The organism is Comamonas guangdongensis, assembly GCF_041079535.1.
GTDB lineage: Bacteria > Pseudomonadota > Gammaproteobacteria > Burkholderiales > Burkholderiaceae_C > Comamonas > Comamonas guangdongensis.
Genome location: NZ_JBFYGN010000003.1, coordinates 43734 through 59794, shown reverse-complemented (window position 1 = coordinate 59794; position 16061 = coordinate 43734). Strand labels below are relative to the sequence as shown.

The following is a 16061-nucleotide window of genomic DNA, read 5'->3' as shown; positions in this document are numbered from 1 at the left end:
TTCACACAGGGCTTGCGTTGGCCGTTGCGATCATGCGTTTCGGCACTCAAGCCTCGATATTGCCGGGGGCCGCCTGCCGCAGCGGATTCAGCACGGTCACGCCGCCGAACTCGGCGCCATGGGGCAGGTGCAGGCTCAGCATATGGCTGCAGCCGCTGTGCTGGGCACAGGCCACGGCCAGGCAGTCGCCAAAATCCAGTGCATGGCGCGCCTGCACGGCCCAGGCCGTTTCCAGCGTGGCGGCGTCGGTCTTCCAGGGCGTCCAGGTCTGGTAGCGGCGGATCGCGGCACGCGCATCGCCCTGGGGCATGGGTGCGGCCGCCGTCGTGACCTGGTCATAGAACTCCACCAGGGCCTGGTTGCCGGTGCGCCCCGTGCGGCCGTGCCACAGCGCGTCCAGCCAGGCCAGCGTGGCCGTGTACAGCTCGCCCCCTGCCACATCCTCGGCCGCAATCAGCACCGAGGTATCGACGAATACGGTGGTCATGGCGCTCATGCCGCGGCTCCCGAATCCGCGGCTTTCTGCAGCCCGCCCCTCTGGGGACTGGCGCTGCGCGCTGCGGCTTTGGCTGCGGGCCGGGCCTGCCAGCTGCGCTCATCGGTGCGCCAGGCCAGATAGGCGCGCTCATACGCATCCTCGCGTCGCTGCAGCTCGGCCATGAAGTCACCCAGCATGCGCGAGACGCTGGTGCCGCGGCGCGCGGCTTCCACGCGCGCCCACTCGAGCACGCTGTCTTCCACGGTGATGGTGACATTCTTCATGCATGAGATATTACACGAAATTCGTGTGACACGAAATTCGTGTTGAATCAATAAAACAATCAACCGAGCATGGAACAGGCCATCGCCCCCACCTGTCGCAAGGCCTGCAGATGCCGCGGCGTCCAGCCCCCCCCCCCAGACCCACGCGCATTCCTTGCTTGAAACGCCCTGCAGCGCCAAACAGCGCGCCGGGCGCTATCAGAATCTGCTGCGCCAGACAGGCTTGGTGCAAGGCCGCAGCATCCAGCGGCGCAGGCAGCTCCAGCCACAGCAGCAGGCCGCCGGGCGGGTCGCTGACCCGCGTGCCTGCCGGAAAGCTCTGTGCAATCACCTGCCGCGCCTGCTCCACCCGCGCGGCAATGGCGGCGCGTAACTGACGCATGGCGGCGTGATGACCTGCCTGCGAGATCAGATCGGCCAGCGCCAGCTCCAGCACGGCCGACTGGCCACCGGCCTGCATCTCCTTGATGTGGCGCAGCCTGTCCGTCCAGCGTCCCGCCTCCAGCCAGCCCAGCCGTAGGCCCGGCGCCAGCGTCTTGGAAAAGGAGTGGCAGAGCATGATCTGCCCCGTGCTGTCATAGGATTTGAGGCTGCGGCGCATGGCATCGCCTTCGGCCAGATCGGCGTAGATGGCATCCTCGATCACGGGCAGATCATGCTGCACCGCCAATTGCACCAGGCGCTTGCGCTCGGCCTGAGGCATGCAACTGCCCAGAGGGTTGCTGAGCGTGGGCACCAGCAGCAGCGCCTTGACGGGCTGGGTGTCCAGCGCCAACTGCAGCGCATCCAGCGAAATGCCGTGACGCGGGTGACAGGGAATTTCCAGCGCCTTCAGCTGCAAGGCCTGCAACACCTCGAGAAACGAGAAATGCGTGGGTGACTCCAGCGCCACCACATCGCCGGGTTCGGTGACTGCGCGCAGACACAGGGCCACGCTGTCCATGCAGCCGCCGGTGATGAGAATGCGTTCCGGGTCGAGACTGCAGCCCAGTCCCACGGCATAACGCGCCAATGCACGCCGCGCTTCTTCATGGCCGTCCGATCCGGGATAGGTACACAGCAGATGGCGGTGCTTTTGCACCGAGCGCGTGACGGCGCGGCGTACACGGTCGGGGTTGAGCAAATCGATGCCGGGGGTGCCGCTGCTGAAAGACACCATGCCCTCGGGCTGCTCACGCCCCAGAACACGCTGGCCCAGCCAATCCAGCGAGACGGCCCGCGGCCGACGCATGGGCCGGGCAATCTTGGGCTCGGGCAGTTGCACGGCGCGCGGCGCAACAAAAAAACCGGAGCGCGGCCGCGCCGTGATCTGCCTTGCATCTTCCAGCCAATGGTAGGCCTGCACCACCGTGGTCTGCGCCACCCCGTACTGCCGTGCCAGCATGCGTACGGACGGCAGCTTTTCTCCATATGCCAGCGTGCCTTGCCGTATGGCCTGGCTCAGCAGCCCGGCAATCTGCAGGTAGCGCGGTGTCGATGCATCGAATTCCATCACGCCATTCTGTACTGCCTGCATTCAAGCCATACAGCACAGATGGATCGCAGCACAACCAGTACAGAAGCGCCGCAACCCCCATCTGTACTCGTTCACATCCTGCCGCGCTGTGGCTGGTGAAATTGCCGCCTGTTTTGCACAGTCAGGGACATGCACTCAGCCCTTACCTCCCAACCCTGGAACACCTTGCCCCTGCCTGCCGCCGCACCGGTGCAGATGCTGCGTATCCGCTCCGGCCAGAGCCTCTGGCTGCAGGCGCAGAGCGGCATCGTTTGGCTGACCTGTGAAGGACAGCTGGCGGATAGCTTTCTGCACCCCGGCCAGTCGCTGCGCCTTACCGGGCCTGCCACGTTGTACCTGGGTGCCCAGGGATCGCAAAACTCTCAGGACGCCAGCCTGCGCTGGCGCGATGTCGCGTCGTCACCGGCCGTTGCGGCAGCTGCGGCATCGGCCTTGGCCTGAAAATCGCCCACAAAAAAGGCCCGGCTGCACCGGGCCTCTGACAGGAACGCCACGTGCCTCAGCGACGGTACTGGGGCGGCGGCGCGTACTGGCGGCCATCGGCCGGGAAAGCGCTGGGATCACCCTGCTCCACCTCCGGCGCACGACGGCGGGGCAAATCAGGGGTGTGCTCATCCACTCGCACCTCGAACAGGGCCGAACCGATCACACCCACATTGCGCGCATCGCCGGCCGGCGCGTTGGCCGCATAGGCACGTTCCTTGGCCGCAAAACGGAAGGCCGCGACCTCGCGCCGGCTCTTGCGGAAGCCGTCGATGCGCAGGGTCTGGCCGGGGCGCAGCAGATAGCCGGCGTTGCGCACGCTGCCGGCCTGGCCGGTGAGCACGTCCAGGCCATCCACCGTGGCCACGATCTCGTAGTGGCGCTGGCTGCGGTTGGTGTAGACCAGCTCGTAGCGCTCGCCGTTGCGGCCCGCCAGCTGATAGCTCCGGCCGCCGCGCGTGCTGAAGATGGGCAGCGGTCTGCCCTGGCCGTCCTCCACCGCCCATTCCACATCGCCCTCGGCCAGCAGCACATTGAGCTGCCGGTCGCCGTCGCTGCCCAGCGCACGGCGGATACTGGCTTCATCGGAATACTGCAGCTGCGAGACCGCCTGCGGGCGCTCGGGGCTCAGGCGCGTGGCTTCCACGGTCTGGACGGCCGACTCCCGCCCCTCCCCCCATTGCGTGCCCAGCGTGGATTCGGCCTTGGCCGCCATCGGGGCCGGGGCCGCTGCCTCCTGGGAGCGGGACGTTCCCTGAGGTGCTCCACAGCCGGTCAGGCCCGCAGCCAGCAACAGCCCCCACAGCATTTGCCAGCAACGCAGGCGCCGGAATGTCATGGCTTGATTCATCTTCATGCTCCCTTTTTTAGCTTTTGAACGATCGCTGCAGCGCAGCTGCCCGAGTGTCGCGGCAAATCCCGGTTTGGCGACGCCATGAAACACCTGGAGATGATTTGCCGCAAGCCATGCGCCACCGCCTTGCGGCCACAAAAAAGCCGTGGCCTGTCCACGGCTTTTTCGGAGCACCAGGGCGCTGCTTACTTCAGCCGCATCTCGGCGGCACGCGCATGGCCTTGCAGGCCTTCGCCATAGGCCAGCACGGCAGCGGTCTTGCCCAGGGTCTGGGCACCGGCTTCGCTGACTTCGATGATGGAGCTGCGCTTCTGGAAGTCATACACCCCCAGCGGCGAGCTGAAACGCGCCGTGCCGCTGGTGGGCAGCACATGGTTGGGGCCGGCGCAGTAGTCGCCCAGGCTTTCGCTGGTGTAGGCCCCCAGGAAGATGGCGCCCGCATGCCTGAGCAGGGGTTCCCACTTGTGCGGATCGCGGCTGGAGACCTCGAGGTGCTCGGGCGCGATGCGGTTGGAGATGGCGCAGGCCTCTTCCATGTCCTTGGTGAGGATCAGCGCGCCGCGGTCCGTCAGACTCTTGGCGATGATGGCCTGGCGCGGCATCTCGGGCAGCAGGCGGTCGATTTCGCGCTGCACGGCGGCGATGTAGTCCGCGTCGGGGCACAGCAGAATGGACTGGGCCAGTTCGTCATGTTCGGCCTGGCTGAACAGGTCCATGGCCACCCATTCGGGCGGGGTCGTGCCGTCGGCCAGCACCAGGATTTCGCTGGGGCCGGCAATCATGTCTATGCCCACGATGCCGAACACGCGCTTCTTGGCGCTGGCCACATAGGCATTACCGGGGCCCGTGATCTTGTCCACCTTGGGCACGGTGGCCGTGCCGTAGGCCAGGGCCGCCACGGCCTGGGCGCCACCGATGGTGAAGGCCCGGTGCACGCCGGCCACATAGGCAGCGGCCAGCACCAGGGCGTTCTTCTCGCCCTTGGGCGTGGGCACGACCATGATGATGTCCTGCACACCGGCCACATGGGCGGGAATGGCGTTCATCAGCACACTGGACGGATAGGCCGCCTTGCCGCCGGGCACGTAAATGCCCACGCGGTCCAGCGGCGTGACCTTCTGGCCCAGCAGTGTGCCGTCTTCGTCGCGGTAGCTCCAGCTCTCGCCGTTGGCCTTCTTCTGCGCCTCGTGGTAGCTGCGCACGCGGCGCGCGGCGGATTCCAGGGCCTCGCGCTGTTCGGCAGGCAGGCTGTCGAAGGCAGCCTTGAGTTCGTCCTGCTTGAGCTCCAGCGCCGCCATGTCGGCGGCCTGGAGGCTATCGAAGCGGGCCGTGTACTCGAGCACGGCCGCATCGCCGCGCTGCTGCACATCGGCCAGGATGTCGGCCACGCGCTGTTCGATGGCCGCGTCCGTGTCCGCCGACCAATGCAGACGCTGAGCAAAATCATGCTCGAATAAAGCATCAGCGGTTGACAGACGGGCGGGAGCAGCTACGAATTCCATAGTAATCACCAAGGGGCTAGGAAAAAGAAAACTCAGTTGTTCTTGGCAGCGACCGCTGCGGCAAACGCATCGATGATGTGGCGCAGCGGCTCCTGCTTGAGCTTGAGCGAGGCCTGGTTGACCACCAGACGCGAGCTGATGTCCATGATGGGCTCGACCTCGACCAGATCGTTGGCCTTGAGCGTGTTGCCGGTGGACACCAGGTCGACGATGGCATCGGCCATGCCGGTCAGCGGTGCCAGTTCCATGGAGCCGTAGAGTTTGACCATGTCCACGTGCACGCCCTTCTTGGCGAAGAAGTTGCGCGCGATCTCGGGGTACTTGGTGGCGATGCGCAGGCGCGCGCCCTGCTTGACCGCCAGCTGGTAGTCAAAGCCGTTGCGCACGGCCACGCTGACGCGGCACTTGGCGATCTGCAGGTCCAGCGGCTGGTACAGGCCCTGGCCGCCATGCTCGATCAGCGAGTCCAGGCCCGACACGCCCAGGTCCGCGCCGCCGTACTGCACGTACACCGGCACGTCCGAGGCGCGCACCAGCACCACGCGCACATCGCTCTGATTGGTTTCGAAAATCAGCTTGCGCGACTTTTCCACATCCTCCGTGACGGCAATGCCGGCCGCCGCCAGCAGGGGCACGGTCTCTTCGAAAATGCGGCCCTTGGACAGGGCAATGGTGATCGTCATTGCGAAACTCTTTCGATCTCGGCACCCAGGGCGCGCAGTTTGTCTTCCATGCGGTCGTAGCCACGGTCCAGGTGGTAGATGCGGTCGACCAGGGTCTCGCCCTCGGCCACCAGGCCCGCGATGACCAGGCTGGCCGAGGCGCGCAGGTCCGTCGCCATCACCGTGGCGCCGGTCAGGCGCTTGCCGCCTTCGATGGTCGCGACCCGGCCGTCGGTGATGATGGCGGCGCCCAGGCGCCGCATCTCGTTGACATGCATGAAGCGGTTTTCAAAAATCGTCTCGGTCACCACGCTGGCGCCTTCGGCAACCAGGTTCAACGCCATGAACTGGGCCTGCATATCGGTGGGAAAGCCCGGATATTCGGTGGTGCGGAAGCTCTGGGCCTTGAGCTTGCCGCTGGCGCTGACCTTGAGGCCGCCGTCCACGCACTCCACGTTCACGCCGGCTTCCTTGAGCTTGTCGATGACGGCGCCCAGATGGTCGGCGCGCGCATGGTGCAGCAGGGCTTCACCACCCGTGGCCGCCACGGCGCAGAGGAAGGTACCGGCCTCGATGCGGTCGGCCACCACCTGATGCGTGCAGCCATGCAGCCTGTCCACGCCCTGGATCACGATGCGGCTGGTGCCGTGGCCGGAAATCTTGGCGCCCATCTTGATGAGCATCTCGGCCAGATCGGGGATTTCGGGCTCCATGGCCGCGTTTTCGAGCACGGTCTCGCCCTCGGCCAGTGCCGCGGCCATGAGGAAGTTCTCGGTGCCCGTCACGGTGACCATGTCGGTGGTGATGCGCGCGCCCTTGAGGCGCTTCCAGCCCTCGGGCAGGCTGGCGTGCATATAGCCGTTTTCCACGGTAATGATGGCACCCATGGCCTGCAGGCCCTTGATGTGCTGGTCCACGGGGCGCGAGCCGATGGCGCAGCCGCCGGGCAGGGACACCTTGGCGCGGCCGAAGCGGGCCAGCAGCGGCCCCAGGGCCAGCACCGAGGCGCGCATGGTCTTGACCAGCTCGTAAGGCGCTTCGGGCATCAGGCTGTCGGGCGCCACAAAGCTCATGCCGCCGCGCTCGCCATGGGTCTCGGTCTGCACCCCCATGTTGTCCAGCAGGCGGCGCATGGTGGCCACATCGTGCAAGCGCGGCACATTGTGCAGATGCACGGGCTCGCTGGTGAGCAATGCCGCGCACATCTCGGGCAGCGCGGCGTTCTTGGCGCCGGAAATCATCACTTCGCCCTGGAGAGGACGACCACCGTGGATCTTGAGTTTGTCCATGGCTTCAAGCCTTGAATCTGTTATGGATAGAAAAATGACCGAAAACGCTTATCCATCAAGCGCTGACAGCTATCAAATAAGGGTTGCCGAGCCGTATCAGGCCTGGGCCGCCGCCCATTCTGCCGGGGTGAAGGTCTTCATGGACAGAGCATGGACTTCATCGGTCGCCATGCGGTTGCCCAGCGTGGCATAGACCATGCGCTGGCGCCCCAGCAGGCGCTGGCCGTCGAAGCGGGTGGAGACTATGGTGGCAAACCAGTGCCGGCCATCGCCCTCCAGCTCGATATGCTCGCAGGGCAGGCCGGCGGTGATCAGGTCTTTGAGTTGGTCTGCAGTCATGAATAGCCTTTTGGCGCAAAGCTTGCGAAACCGGTCATTGTCTCGCAAGCCGCAGCGCGTGAATCCGGAAATCAGTTACGAATCTTGTAGCCTATGCGCAGCAGGTGCACGGCCAGCGCGCTCACCGCCAGCCAGGCCGCACCCACGATGGCCAGGCTCAACCAGGGCGAGACATCGCTCTGGCCGAAGAAACCGTAGCGGAAGCCGTCGATCATGTAGAAGAAAGGGTTGACGCGGCTGACCGCCTGCCAGAAGCCCGGCAGCGAATGCACGGAATAGAACACGCCGGACAGAAAGGTCAGCGGCATGATCAGAAAGTTCTGGAAGGCCGCCATCTGGTCGAATTTCTCGGCCCACAGGCCCGCGATCAGGCCCAGCGTGCCCATCAGCGCGCAGCCCAGGACGCCGAAGACCAGAATCCACAGCGGCGCGGCAAAGTCGGGCACGGCGAAGAACAGGGTGACGATGAAGACGCCCAGCCCCACCAGCAGGCCGCGCAGGATGGAAGCCCCCACATAGGCGCTGAACCATGCCCAGTGCGACAGCGGGGTGAGCAGCACGAAGATCATATTGCCCATGATCTTGCTCTGCACCAGGCTGGACGAGCTGTTGGCGAAAGCGTTCTGCAGCATGCTCATCATCACCAGACCGGGGATGAGGAAGGCGGTATAGGGGATGCGGTCATAGACCATGACCCGGCCTTCAAGCACATGGCCGAACACCAGCAGATACAGCACGGCCGTGAGCACGGGCGCGGCAATGGTCTGAAAGCTCACCTTCCAGAAGCGCAGCACTTCCTTCTTGAGCAGGGTCTGCCAGCCGTTCATGCCACACCTCCTGCGCTTTTGGCTTCCTGGTTCATGATGTGGATGAACACGTCTTCCAGATCGGCGCGGCGGATCTCCACGTCCTCGGGCGTCACGCCGCCCTCGCGCAGCGCCGCCAGCAGCTGCTCCACGTCACCCGCATTGGCCGCGGGAATCTGCACGATGCGACCCGTGACACGCGCGCGATCGGCCACAGGCTTTGGCAGAGCGCTATCGGTCTTGAACTGCAGCACATTGCTGGAGGCCGATTTGAGCAGATCGCTCATGGCCGAGAGGCGCACGATCTCGCCATGCTTGAGCATGGCCACGCGGCTGCACAAGGCCTCGGCCTCTTCCAGGTAATGGGTGGTCAACAGCACCGTGTGGCCCTGCTTGTTGAGCTTGGCGATGAAGTGCCACAGCGTCTGGCGCAGCTCCACGTCCACGCCGGCCGTGGGCTCGTCGAGCACGATGATGGGCGGCTTGTGCACCAGGGCCTGGGCCACCAGCACCCGGCGCTTCATGCCGCCCGAGAGCTGGCGCATATTGTTGTGCGCCTTGTCGGCCAGACCCAGGCTGTCCAGCAGCTCGTCGATCCAGGCCTCGTTGTTCTTGACGCCGAAATAGCCGGACTGGAACTGCAGCGCCTCGCGCACCGTGAAGAACGGGTCGAACACCAGTTCCTGCGGCACGATGCCCAGCTTGCGGCGCGCGTCGGCGTAATTGGCCTGCACATCGCTGCCCTGCACCAGCACGCGCCCGCCGGAGGCCTTGGACAGGCCCGCCAGAATGCTGATCAGCGTGGTCTTGCCCGCGCCGTTGGGCCCGAGCAGACCGAAGAATTCGCCTTCCTCAATATCCAGGCTCACCGATTTGAGGGCCTGGAACTCCCCCTTGGGGGTGTGGTAGGTCTTGGAGACGGATTGGAATGAAACTGCGGACATGGAGCCCCTGATTCTAGGGCTTGGCCATAGCTTGCGCCGCAGCGGGGCTTAGGCGTCCCGGGAACGGTTCCCGCCGGCCTCGTCCTGACGCGCCGATGCACCCGCCTCGGACGCTGCCGCGGGCAGCAGCAGGCCATCCACCCCATACAGGGCGGCCATGGACTGCAGCCCCTTGGGCAGGCCGCTGACGACCAGCTGTTTGCCAGCCTCCTGCGCCGCACGGCGGCAGGCCAGCAGCACGGCCAGGGCCGAGGAGTCGAACACCTTGACCGCGCTGGCATCCACCGGCACCTGCTGGGCGCTGTGGCCTGCAACCAGGGGGCGCAGACGCAGCAGGCACTCGCGCGCCTGCCGGTAGGTCAACTCCCTGGGCAGCTGCAGAGGATTGGACTGGGATGGAGCCATGACTTGAAGCCGTAAGGAGTGAGTACTACTTGTTGGCTGCCGCGGCCGGCATGGAGCTGCGCGAAGCCAGGGTCTTGATCAGGCCGTCGATACCGTTGGCATTGATTTCCTGCGCGAACTGGTTGCGGTAGGTCTCGACCAGCCACACGCCCAGCACGTTGAAGTTGTAGAGCTTCCAGCCGCCATCGGACTGCTTTTCAAGGCGGAAATCCAGCTGCACCGGGTCGCCGCGGCCGTTGACCTGGGTGCGCACCAGCACATCGGTGTCACCCGCGGCCATGCGCAGGGGCTTGACGGTAATAGTCTGGTCCACCACCTGGGCCAGCGCGCCCGCATAGGTGCGCACCAGCAGGCCCTTGAACTCGTCCTGCAGACGCTGGCGCTGATCGGGCGTGGCCTGGCGCCAGGCCGGACCCACGGCCGCCGAGGTCATGCGGCGGAAGTCCACATAGGGCATGACTTTCTCATTGACCAGGGCATTGATCTTGGTGGTGTCGCCGCCGCGCAGCGAGGCGTCCTTCTTGATGGTTTCCAGCACGTCCGTCGAGACGCGCTTGACCAGGGCATCGGGTGCCTCTTCGGCGGCCTGCGCCGCGGGCAGACCCAGATTCAGGGCCAGCACCGCACCGACGGCCATGCCCCACATACGACGATTGATATTCATTGATTTCTCCATGGCCCGCCAGTGTCATTGACTCCGGCCGGGCCGTGCATATTCTTTGTAACCAGCTACTTTATTTGCCGCTCTCGGGCGGCAGCTTGCCTGCGTCGTCGTCATCATAGTTTTCCAGACGACCATCTCCGCCAGACACGGCGCCGCCGATGCGTGAGCGCAAATACACATCGCGGGTCAGGCTGTATTTGTCCAGGGCCACCTCATCCAGGGTTTCGCTGGCCTTCAGATAATTGGCCCGGATGTTGACGAAGCGCAACGCATACAGGCTGTTGCGCACGGAAACATCATCGACCTTGGTCACGGGATAGCCATAGGCATCCACCACTAGGCCTGCCGTGTCACGCACCGTGGACGGCCCCCAGAAGGGCACAACCAGGTAAGGGCCGGTAGGCACACCCCAGCGGCCCAGGGTCTGGCCGAAGTCCTGCTTGCGGCGCTCGATGCCGGCCTCGCTGGCCACGTCGAACAGGCCGCCGATGCCGAACACCGAGTTGACCGTGAAGCGCACCATGGAGTTGTAAGCGCCTTCGCCCTGGCCTTGCAGCAGATTGTTCACGAACGACCAGGCATCGCCCAGGTTGTCGAAGAAGTTGGTCACGCCTTCACGGGCCACGCGCGGCGTCACGGTCTGGTAGGCCGTGGCCACGGGCTTGAAGACCGCCTTGTCCACGCCCTCATTGAAGGAATAGATGCTGCGGTTGAAGGACTCGTAGGGGTCGGCCGGATTGGCGGCGCCGGCAGAGCCGCCTGCCGTCGTGGCGCAGCCCGAAAGCAGGGCCGCTGCCGCAACGCCGGCAAGCAGCGCGCCGCCGCGCAGCAGCCGCGTCTTGGCGCCGGCCTGCGCTGCCGGCTGTTGTGTGTATGGGCGTGTTGTCATGATCATTCTTTGCCTCCAGCATCAGGAGCTGCACCGCTGCCGCCCTGCTCGGCCTTGCCGTACAGGAACTGGCCAATCAGATTTTCCAACACTACGGCCGATTGTGTCGCGGTCACGCGATCGCCGGCCTTGAGATTTTGCTCGCTGGCGCCGGCTTCGATGCCTATGTACTGGTCGCCCAGCAGGCCGCTGGTCAGAATCTTGAGCGAGCTGTCTTTGGGGAAGGCATAGCGGGTTTCCATGTTCAGCACCACATCGGCCTGAAAGGTCTGGTCGTTGAAATTGATGGATTCCACGCGCCCCACGACCACGCCCGCGCTCTTGACCGCGGCCTTGGGCTTCAGACCGCCGATATTGTCGAAACGTGCCGTCACCGTATAGGTCTTCTGGAAGCTCAGGCTCAGCAGATTTGCCGACTGCAAGGCCAGGAACACCAGGGCCAGCACACCGATCAGCACAAACATGCCGACCCACACATCACTTTTGTTTTGCTGCATTTTTTACCTCTTGTCTGCTGTGCAGCCTCAAATGCTGAACATGGTTGCGGTGAGCAAAAAGTCCAGGCCCAGCACCGTGAGCGACGCCACCACCACCGTGCGCGTCGTCGCGCGGGAAACCCCTTCGGGCGTGGGCTTGGCCGTGTAGCCTTCGAGCAGGGCCACGAAGGTGACGGCCAGGCCGAACACAAAGCTCTTGATCACGCCATTGCCCAGGTCACTCCACCAGTCCACGCCCTGCTGCATCTGCCCCCAGAAGGCGCCGCTGTCGACGCCGATCATCACCACGCCGACCAGCCAGCCGCCCAGCACGCCCACGGCGCTGAACACCGCGGCCAGCAGCGGCATGGTGATCAGGCCGGCCCAGAAACGCGGCGCCAGAATCCGCTTGACGGGATCGACGGCCATCATTTCCATGGCGGACAGCTGCTCGCCGGCCTTCATCAGGCCGATTTCGGCGGTCAGCGCCGTACCCGCGCGCCCCGCGAACAGCAAGGCCGTGACCACGGGCCCGAGCTCGCGCAGCAGGCTCAGTGCCACCATCATGCCCAGCGACTCGGCCGAGCCGTAGCGCTGCAGGATGTAATAGCCCTGCAGGCCCAGCACAAAGCCCACGAACAGGCCCGAGACGCCGATGATGGCCAGCGAGTAATTGCCGAGAAAATGGATCTGGTCGCCGATCAGGCGCGGGCGCCTGAGCGCCGGCCCCATCAGCTTGAGCAACTGCCACAGCAGGCGCGCGCCCAGGCCCATGCCCATGAGCTGCTTGCGCACGACAGCGCCTATATATGCGGGATGCAAGGGATTCATGCGCGCCTCCGGCTTTCGGCCGCGACGCCAAAATCCTCTGCGGCGCTGGGGCCGGGATAGTGGAAAGGCACGGGCCCCGTGGGACGGGCATTGATGAATTGCTGCACCAGCGGATCGCTGCTGGCGCGCACTTCCGCGGGCGAGCCCTGGGCCGCGACCGTGCCGCCGCCCAGAATCACCACATGGTCGGCCACATGGAAAGTCTCTTCCACATCGTGCGAGACCAGGATGGAAGTCAGGCCCATGGCGTCGTTGAGCTGGCGGATCAGCTGGGCCGCCGTTCCCAGGGAAATCGGGTCCAGGCCCGCGAACGGCTCGTCATACATGATGAGTTCGGGATCCAGCGCCACCGCGCGCGCCAGGGCCACGCGCCGTGCCATGCCTCCCGAGACCTCGGCCGGCATGAGCTGGCGCGCACCGCGCAGGCCCACGGCATGCAGCTTCATGAGCACGATGTCGCGGATCAGCTCTTCGGGAAGATCGGTGTGCTCGCGCAGCGGAAAAGCCACGTTGTCGAACACATTCATGTCGGTGAACAGGGCGCCGAACTGGAACAGCATGCCCATGCGCCGACGGGCCGCATACAGCTGCTGCGCATCCAGATGGGTGACGTCCTGGCCGTCGAACAGCACCTCGCCCTTCTGGGCGCGGTTCTGGCCGCCGATCAGGCGCAGCACCGTGGTCTTGCCACCACCCGAGGCTCCCATGAGCGCCGTGACCTTGCCGCGCGGCACCTGCAGCGAGAGGTCATGCAAGATGACACGGTCACCATAGCCGAAGGTGACGTTGCGCAACTCCACAAAGGAAGCGTTGGAAGACATGCGATTGAGGACGAGACGGATTGAGGATCGAGCGCGTATTGTGCCGAGTCGTCGGCCGAATTGCCGGGGCTAGCCCGAAAAGAAACATACATTCATGAATGTTTCTTCAAAATGTAACATTGTACGCAATTCCCGCAATCTCGATTCAGGAGCGCAAAGCCCGCTCCGATGGCGGGCTTTGACGGGATTTCGAGGGCGTCGCACCAGACAGAATGCAGCGCTTGGCTACAACATATTCTGCAAGAATGCCTTGGTCCGTTCCTGTTGCGGCGCCGCAAAAAACGACTCGGCAGGCCCCTGCTCCACGATATGGCCGCCGTCCATGAAGACCACCCGGTTGGCCACTTCACGCGCAAAGCCCATTTCATGGGTCACGACCAGCATGGTCATATGTTCCTCGGCCAGCTCCCGCATGGTGCGCAGCACCTCGCCGGTGAGTTCGGGGTCCAGCGCCGAGGTCGGCTCGTCGAACAGCAGGATGTCGGGCTCCATGGCCAGGGCCCGCGCAATGGCCACGCGCTGCTTCTGCCCGCCCGAGAGATGGTTGGGATAGGCATCACGCTTGGCGGCCAGGCCGACCTTGGCCAGCAGGGCCTCGGCCTTGGGGATGATGGCTTCGCGCTTCAGCCCCTTGACGATGACCGGGGCCTCAATGATGTTTTCCAGCACCGTCAGATGCGGAAACAGATTGAAGGACTGGAACACCATGCCCATCTTGCGGCCGATCTTGCGGATTTCCGCATCGCCCACATACTGGGCCTTGGCCTCGCCTTCGGAGCTGGCCAGCACCTCGCCCTCGATGGTGATGTTGCCGCGGTCAATGGTTTCGAGGTGATTGAGGCAGCGCAGAAACGTGCTCTTGCCCGAACCCGAGGGACCGATGATGGCCACCACCTCGCCGCGCGCGAGCTCGAGCGAGACGCCGCGCAGCACCGAAACATGGCCGAAGCTCTTGTGAATGCCTTGTGCGGAAATCATGACCTCGGCGGAAGTCGGCACGGAATCAGGCTTCGTATTTGGCATGGCGTTTTTCGAGAGATTGGAAGACCCAGGTCAGCAGCAGCGTCATCAGCAGATAGAAGCCACCGGCCACGATGAACGGGGTGAAGGTGAAGTCACGCTGAACCACGCCGCGCGCCACGCGCAGCAGATCGTTCAGAGCCAGCACGTAGATCAGCGAAGTGTCCTTGACCAGGGTGATGGTCTCGTTGCTCACCGGCGGCAGAATCCGGGCCCACATCTGGGGCAGGACGATGCGGCGCATGGTCTGGGCATAGCTCATGCCCAGCACCTTGGCGCCCTCGTACTGGCCGCGGTCTATGGACTTGATGCCGGCGCGGAAGATCTCGGCGAAATAGGCCGCGTAATTGAGCGCGAAGGCCACCACGGCGGCCGGGAAGTCCGGCAGGCGCACGCCGATCACCGGCACGAACGGCAAGGCGTAGTAGACAAACAGCAGCTGCAGCATCAGCGGCGTGCCGCGCATCAGCCAGATATAGGCACCCACGGCCGAACTCAGCGGCTTGATGCGCGAGATGCGCATAAGCGCCAGCGCCAGTCCCAGGGGAATGGAGAGCGCCAGCGTGATGACGAACAGCTTGAGGGTGACCAGGGCCCCGCCCATCATGGGCCCCAAGAGCGAGATTACATATTCCATCGGATGGCCTTCGGTGTGGCGCCTCGGCTTTCAAAGCCCGCCACAGGCACGGGCGCGCGGCAGAAACAAAGTGGCTGCCCGCACGCATTTTCGTTGCAAAGCAAAAAAAACCGGCAATGCATGGCATTGCCGGTGCTGCACCAGCTCAAAAAGCTCAGTGCTTGATCACGTCGGCGCCGAACCACTTCTGAGCGATCTCGGCAGCCTTGCCGTCCTTCTTCATGGCGGTCAGCACATCGTTGATCTTGTTGCGCGTGGCTTCATCGTCCTTGCGGAAGCCCACGCCATAGTCCTCGGTGCCGAAGTCATCGGCCAGCACCACATAGTTCTCGGGCTTCTTGTTGACGTAGTAGCGGCCCACGACTTCGTCCACCACCACCACATCCAGGCGGCCGGCCTCCAGATCCATCAGGGCCGCGATGTTGTCACCATAGAGCTTGGTTTCCTTGAACTTCGAGGACAGTTCCTTGTCCTTGGTCAGGGCGGTCACGGCGCTGGAGCCTTCCTGGGCGCCCACGACCTTGCCCACCATGTCGGCCTTGCCCTTGATGGGAGAGCCGGCCTTCACGATGATGATCTGCTTGTTCACCATATAGGGATCGGAGAACAGAATCTTTTCCTTACGCTCTTCCAGAATGGTCAGGCCGTTCCACAGAGCGTCCACGCGCTTGCCCAGCAGCTCGGCTTCCTTGGCATTCCAGTCGATGGGCTTGAATTCCACTTCGATATTGGCGCGCTTGGCGGCCTCGCGGGCCATGTCGATGTCGAAGCCGATCAGTTCGTTCTTCTCGTCACGGAAACCCATGGGCGGGAAGTTGTCGTCCAGACCCACCACCAGCTTGGTGGCGGCTGCCGGGGCGGGAGCCGGTGCAGACGCTGCAGCCGTGCTGGATGCGGGCTCGTTCTTGCCGCAGGCAGCCAAAATTGCAGTCAGGGCCACCGTGGCCAGCAGGGTACGTTTTTTCATGGCGTCAGAATTTGAAGTGGAAAAAGCGGGCGGCCGGGACGGGAAACCCGTCTTGCCCGGCAGACGTAGACCCCATGGAACGGGGCGGCTGCCAGTGCCGAATCCTCTATTGTCGCGCAGACAGCCACTGGCGTCACCAAGCTGTATGCAAAACCATGAACTTGTTCGGAGCATGGGCCGTGCTGAAGCAAGCCA

Annotated in this window: 19 protein-coding genes and 1 pseudogene; 1 reads left to right on the top strand and 19 read right to left on the bottom strand. The window is 64.4% G+C overall.

From position 1 onward, the window contains the following. Positions 1-46 precede the first annotated feature (46 nt). The 3 genes and pseudogenes from AB6724_RS03250 to AB6724_RS03240 all read right to left on the bottom strand — a co-directional run bounded on the left by AB6724_RS03250 (position 47) and on the right by AB6724_RS03240 (position 2254). Positions 47-496 (bottom strand): PIN domain-containing protein, encoded by a 450-nt coding sequence (locus tag AB6724_RS03250; RefSeq protein ID WP_439329822.1) that lies wholly within the window; start codon positions 494-496, stop codon positions 47-49. Further along, positions 493-762 carry a hypothetical protein gene (locus tag AB6724_RS03245; RefSeq protein ID WP_369337074.1) on the bottom strand — a complete coding sequence of 90 codons (270 nt, stop codon included), beginning with the start codon at positions 760-762 and terminating at the stop codon, positions 493-495. Before AB6724_RS03245 ends, AB6724_RS03250 begins: the two co-directional genes overlap by 4 nt. A 59-nt stretch (positions 763-821) precedes the next feature. Further along, positions 822-2254, bottom strand: a pseudogene (locus tag AB6724_RS03240) (aminotransferase-like domain-containing protein). Positions 2255-2443: 189 nt separating this feature from the next. Between AB6724_RS03240 and AB6724_RS03235 the strand changes: the two are divergent. Beyond that, positions 2444-2719, top strand: a complete 276-nt coding sequence (locus AB6724_RS03235) for a DUF2917 domain-containing protein (protein ID WP_369337072.1) — start codon at positions 2444-2446, stop codon at positions 2717-2719. 58 nt (positions 2720-2777) lie between these two features. Here the strand turns inward: AB6724_RS03235 and AB6724_RS03230 are convergent, their stop codons facing one another. The 16 genes from AB6724_RS03230 to AB6724_RS03155 form a co-directional block, all read right to left on the bottom strand. Then, positions 2778-3617 (bottom strand): hypothetical protein, encoded by an 840-nt coding sequence (locus tag AB6724_RS03230; RefSeq protein ID WP_369337071.1) that lies wholly within the window; start codon positions 3615-3617, stop codon positions 2778-2780. Between the two features lie 182 nt (positions 3618-3799). Beyond that, positions 3800-5116, bottom strand: coding sequence for a histidinol dehydrogenase (gene hisD / locus AB6724_RS03225; RefSeq protein WP_369337070.1), 1317 nt, complete (start codon positions 5114-5116; stop codon positions 3800-3802). A 32-nt stretch (positions 5117-5148) separates the two neighbouring features. Next, entirely contained in the window at positions 5149-5799 is a 651-nt protein-coding gene (gene hisG / locus AB6724_RS03220; protein ID WP_369337069.1) for an ATP phosphoribosyltransferase, read from the bottom strand. Further along, positions 5796-7067 carry a UDP-N-acetylglucosamine 1-carboxyvinyltransferase gene (gene murA / locus AB6724_RS03215; protein WP_369337068.1) on the bottom strand — a complete coding sequence of 424 codons (1272 nt, stop codon included), beginning with the start codon at positions 7065-7067 and terminating at the stop codon, positions 5796-5798. Before murA ends, hisG begins: the two co-directional genes overlap by 4 nt. Before the next feature lie 96 nt (positions 7068-7163). Beyond that, positions 7164-7406 carry a BolA family protein gene (locus tag AB6724_RS03210; RefSeq protein WP_369337067.1) on the bottom strand — a complete coding sequence of 81 codons (243 nt, stop codon included), beginning with the start codon at positions 7404-7406 and terminating at the stop codon, positions 7164-7166. 71 nt (positions 7407-7477) lie between these two features. Then, positions 7478-8233, bottom strand: coding sequence for an ABC transporter permease (locus AB6724_RS03205; RefSeq protein WP_369337066.1), 756 nt, complete (start codon positions 8231-8233; stop codon positions 7478-7480). Continuing rightward, complete coding sequence (locus AB6724_RS03200) at positions 8230-9156, bottom strand: ABC transporter ATP-binding protein (protein WP_369337065.1); 927 nt, start codon at positions 9154-9156, stop codon at positions 8230-8232. Before AB6724_RS03200 ends, AB6724_RS03205 begins: the two co-directional genes overlap by 4 nt. Before the next feature lie 48 nt (positions 9157-9204). Next, complete coding sequence (locus AB6724_RS03195) at positions 9205-9561, bottom strand: STAS domain-containing protein (RefSeq protein WP_369337064.1); 357 nt, start codon at positions 9559-9561, stop codon at positions 9205-9207. A gap of 25 nt (positions 9562-9586) precedes the next feature. Next, positions 9587-10225 carry an MlaC/ttg2D family ABC transporter substrate-binding protein gene (locus AB6724_RS03190; RefSeq protein WP_369337063.1) on the bottom strand — a complete coding sequence of 213 codons (639 nt, stop codon included), beginning with the start codon at positions 10223-10225 and terminating at the stop codon, positions 9587-9589. A gap of 70 nt (positions 10226-10295) precedes the next feature. Continuing rightward, entirely contained in the window at positions 10296-11120 is an 825-nt protein-coding gene (locus AB6724_RS03185; protein ID WP_369337062.1) for an MlaA family lipoprotein, read from the bottom strand. Next, a complete protein-coding gene (gene mlaD / locus AB6724_RS03180; RefSeq protein ID WP_369337061.1) occupies positions 11117-11611 on the bottom strand; it encodes an outer membrane lipid asymmetry maintenance protein MlaD in 495 nt (164 codons plus the stop codon). The genes AB6724_RS03185 and mlaD overlap by 4 nt, the downstream gene beginning before the upstream one ends. A 27-nt stretch (positions 11612-11638) precedes the next feature. Then, positions 11639-12421 carry a lipid asymmetry maintenance ABC transporter permease subunit MlaE gene (gene mlaE, locus AB6724_RS03175; protein ID WP_369337060.1) on the bottom strand — a complete coding sequence of 261 codons (783 nt, stop codon included), beginning with the start codon at positions 12419-12421 and terminating at the stop codon, positions 11639-11641. Continuing rightward, entirely contained in the window at positions 12418-13242 is an 825-nt protein-coding gene (locus AB6724_RS03170) for an ABC transporter ATP-binding protein (protein WP_369337059.1), read from the bottom strand. The genes mlaE and AB6724_RS03170 overlap by 4 nt, the downstream gene beginning before the upstream one ends. A 225-nt stretch (positions 13243-13467) precedes the next feature. Next, positions 13468-14265 carry an amino acid ABC transporter ATP-binding protein gene (locus tag AB6724_RS03165; RefSeq protein ID WP_439329821.1) on the bottom strand — a complete coding sequence of 266 codons (798 nt, stop codon included), beginning with the start codon at positions 14263-14265 and terminating at the stop codon, positions 13468-13470. Continuing rightward, complete coding sequence (locus tag AB6724_RS03160) at positions 14246-14899, bottom strand: amino acid ABC transporter permease (protein ID WP_369337058.1); 654 nt, start codon at positions 14897-14899, stop codon at positions 14246-14248. The genes AB6724_RS03165 and AB6724_RS03160 overlap by 20 nt, the downstream gene beginning before the upstream one ends. 154 nt (positions 14900-15053) lie before the next feature. Continuing rightward, on the bottom strand, positions 15054-15866 hold the full coding sequence (locus tag AB6724_RS03155; protein WP_369337057.1) for an amino acid ABC transporter substrate-binding protein: 813 nt from the start codon (positions 15864-15866) through the stop codon (positions 15054-15056). Positions 15867-16061 lie beyond the last annotated feature (195 nt).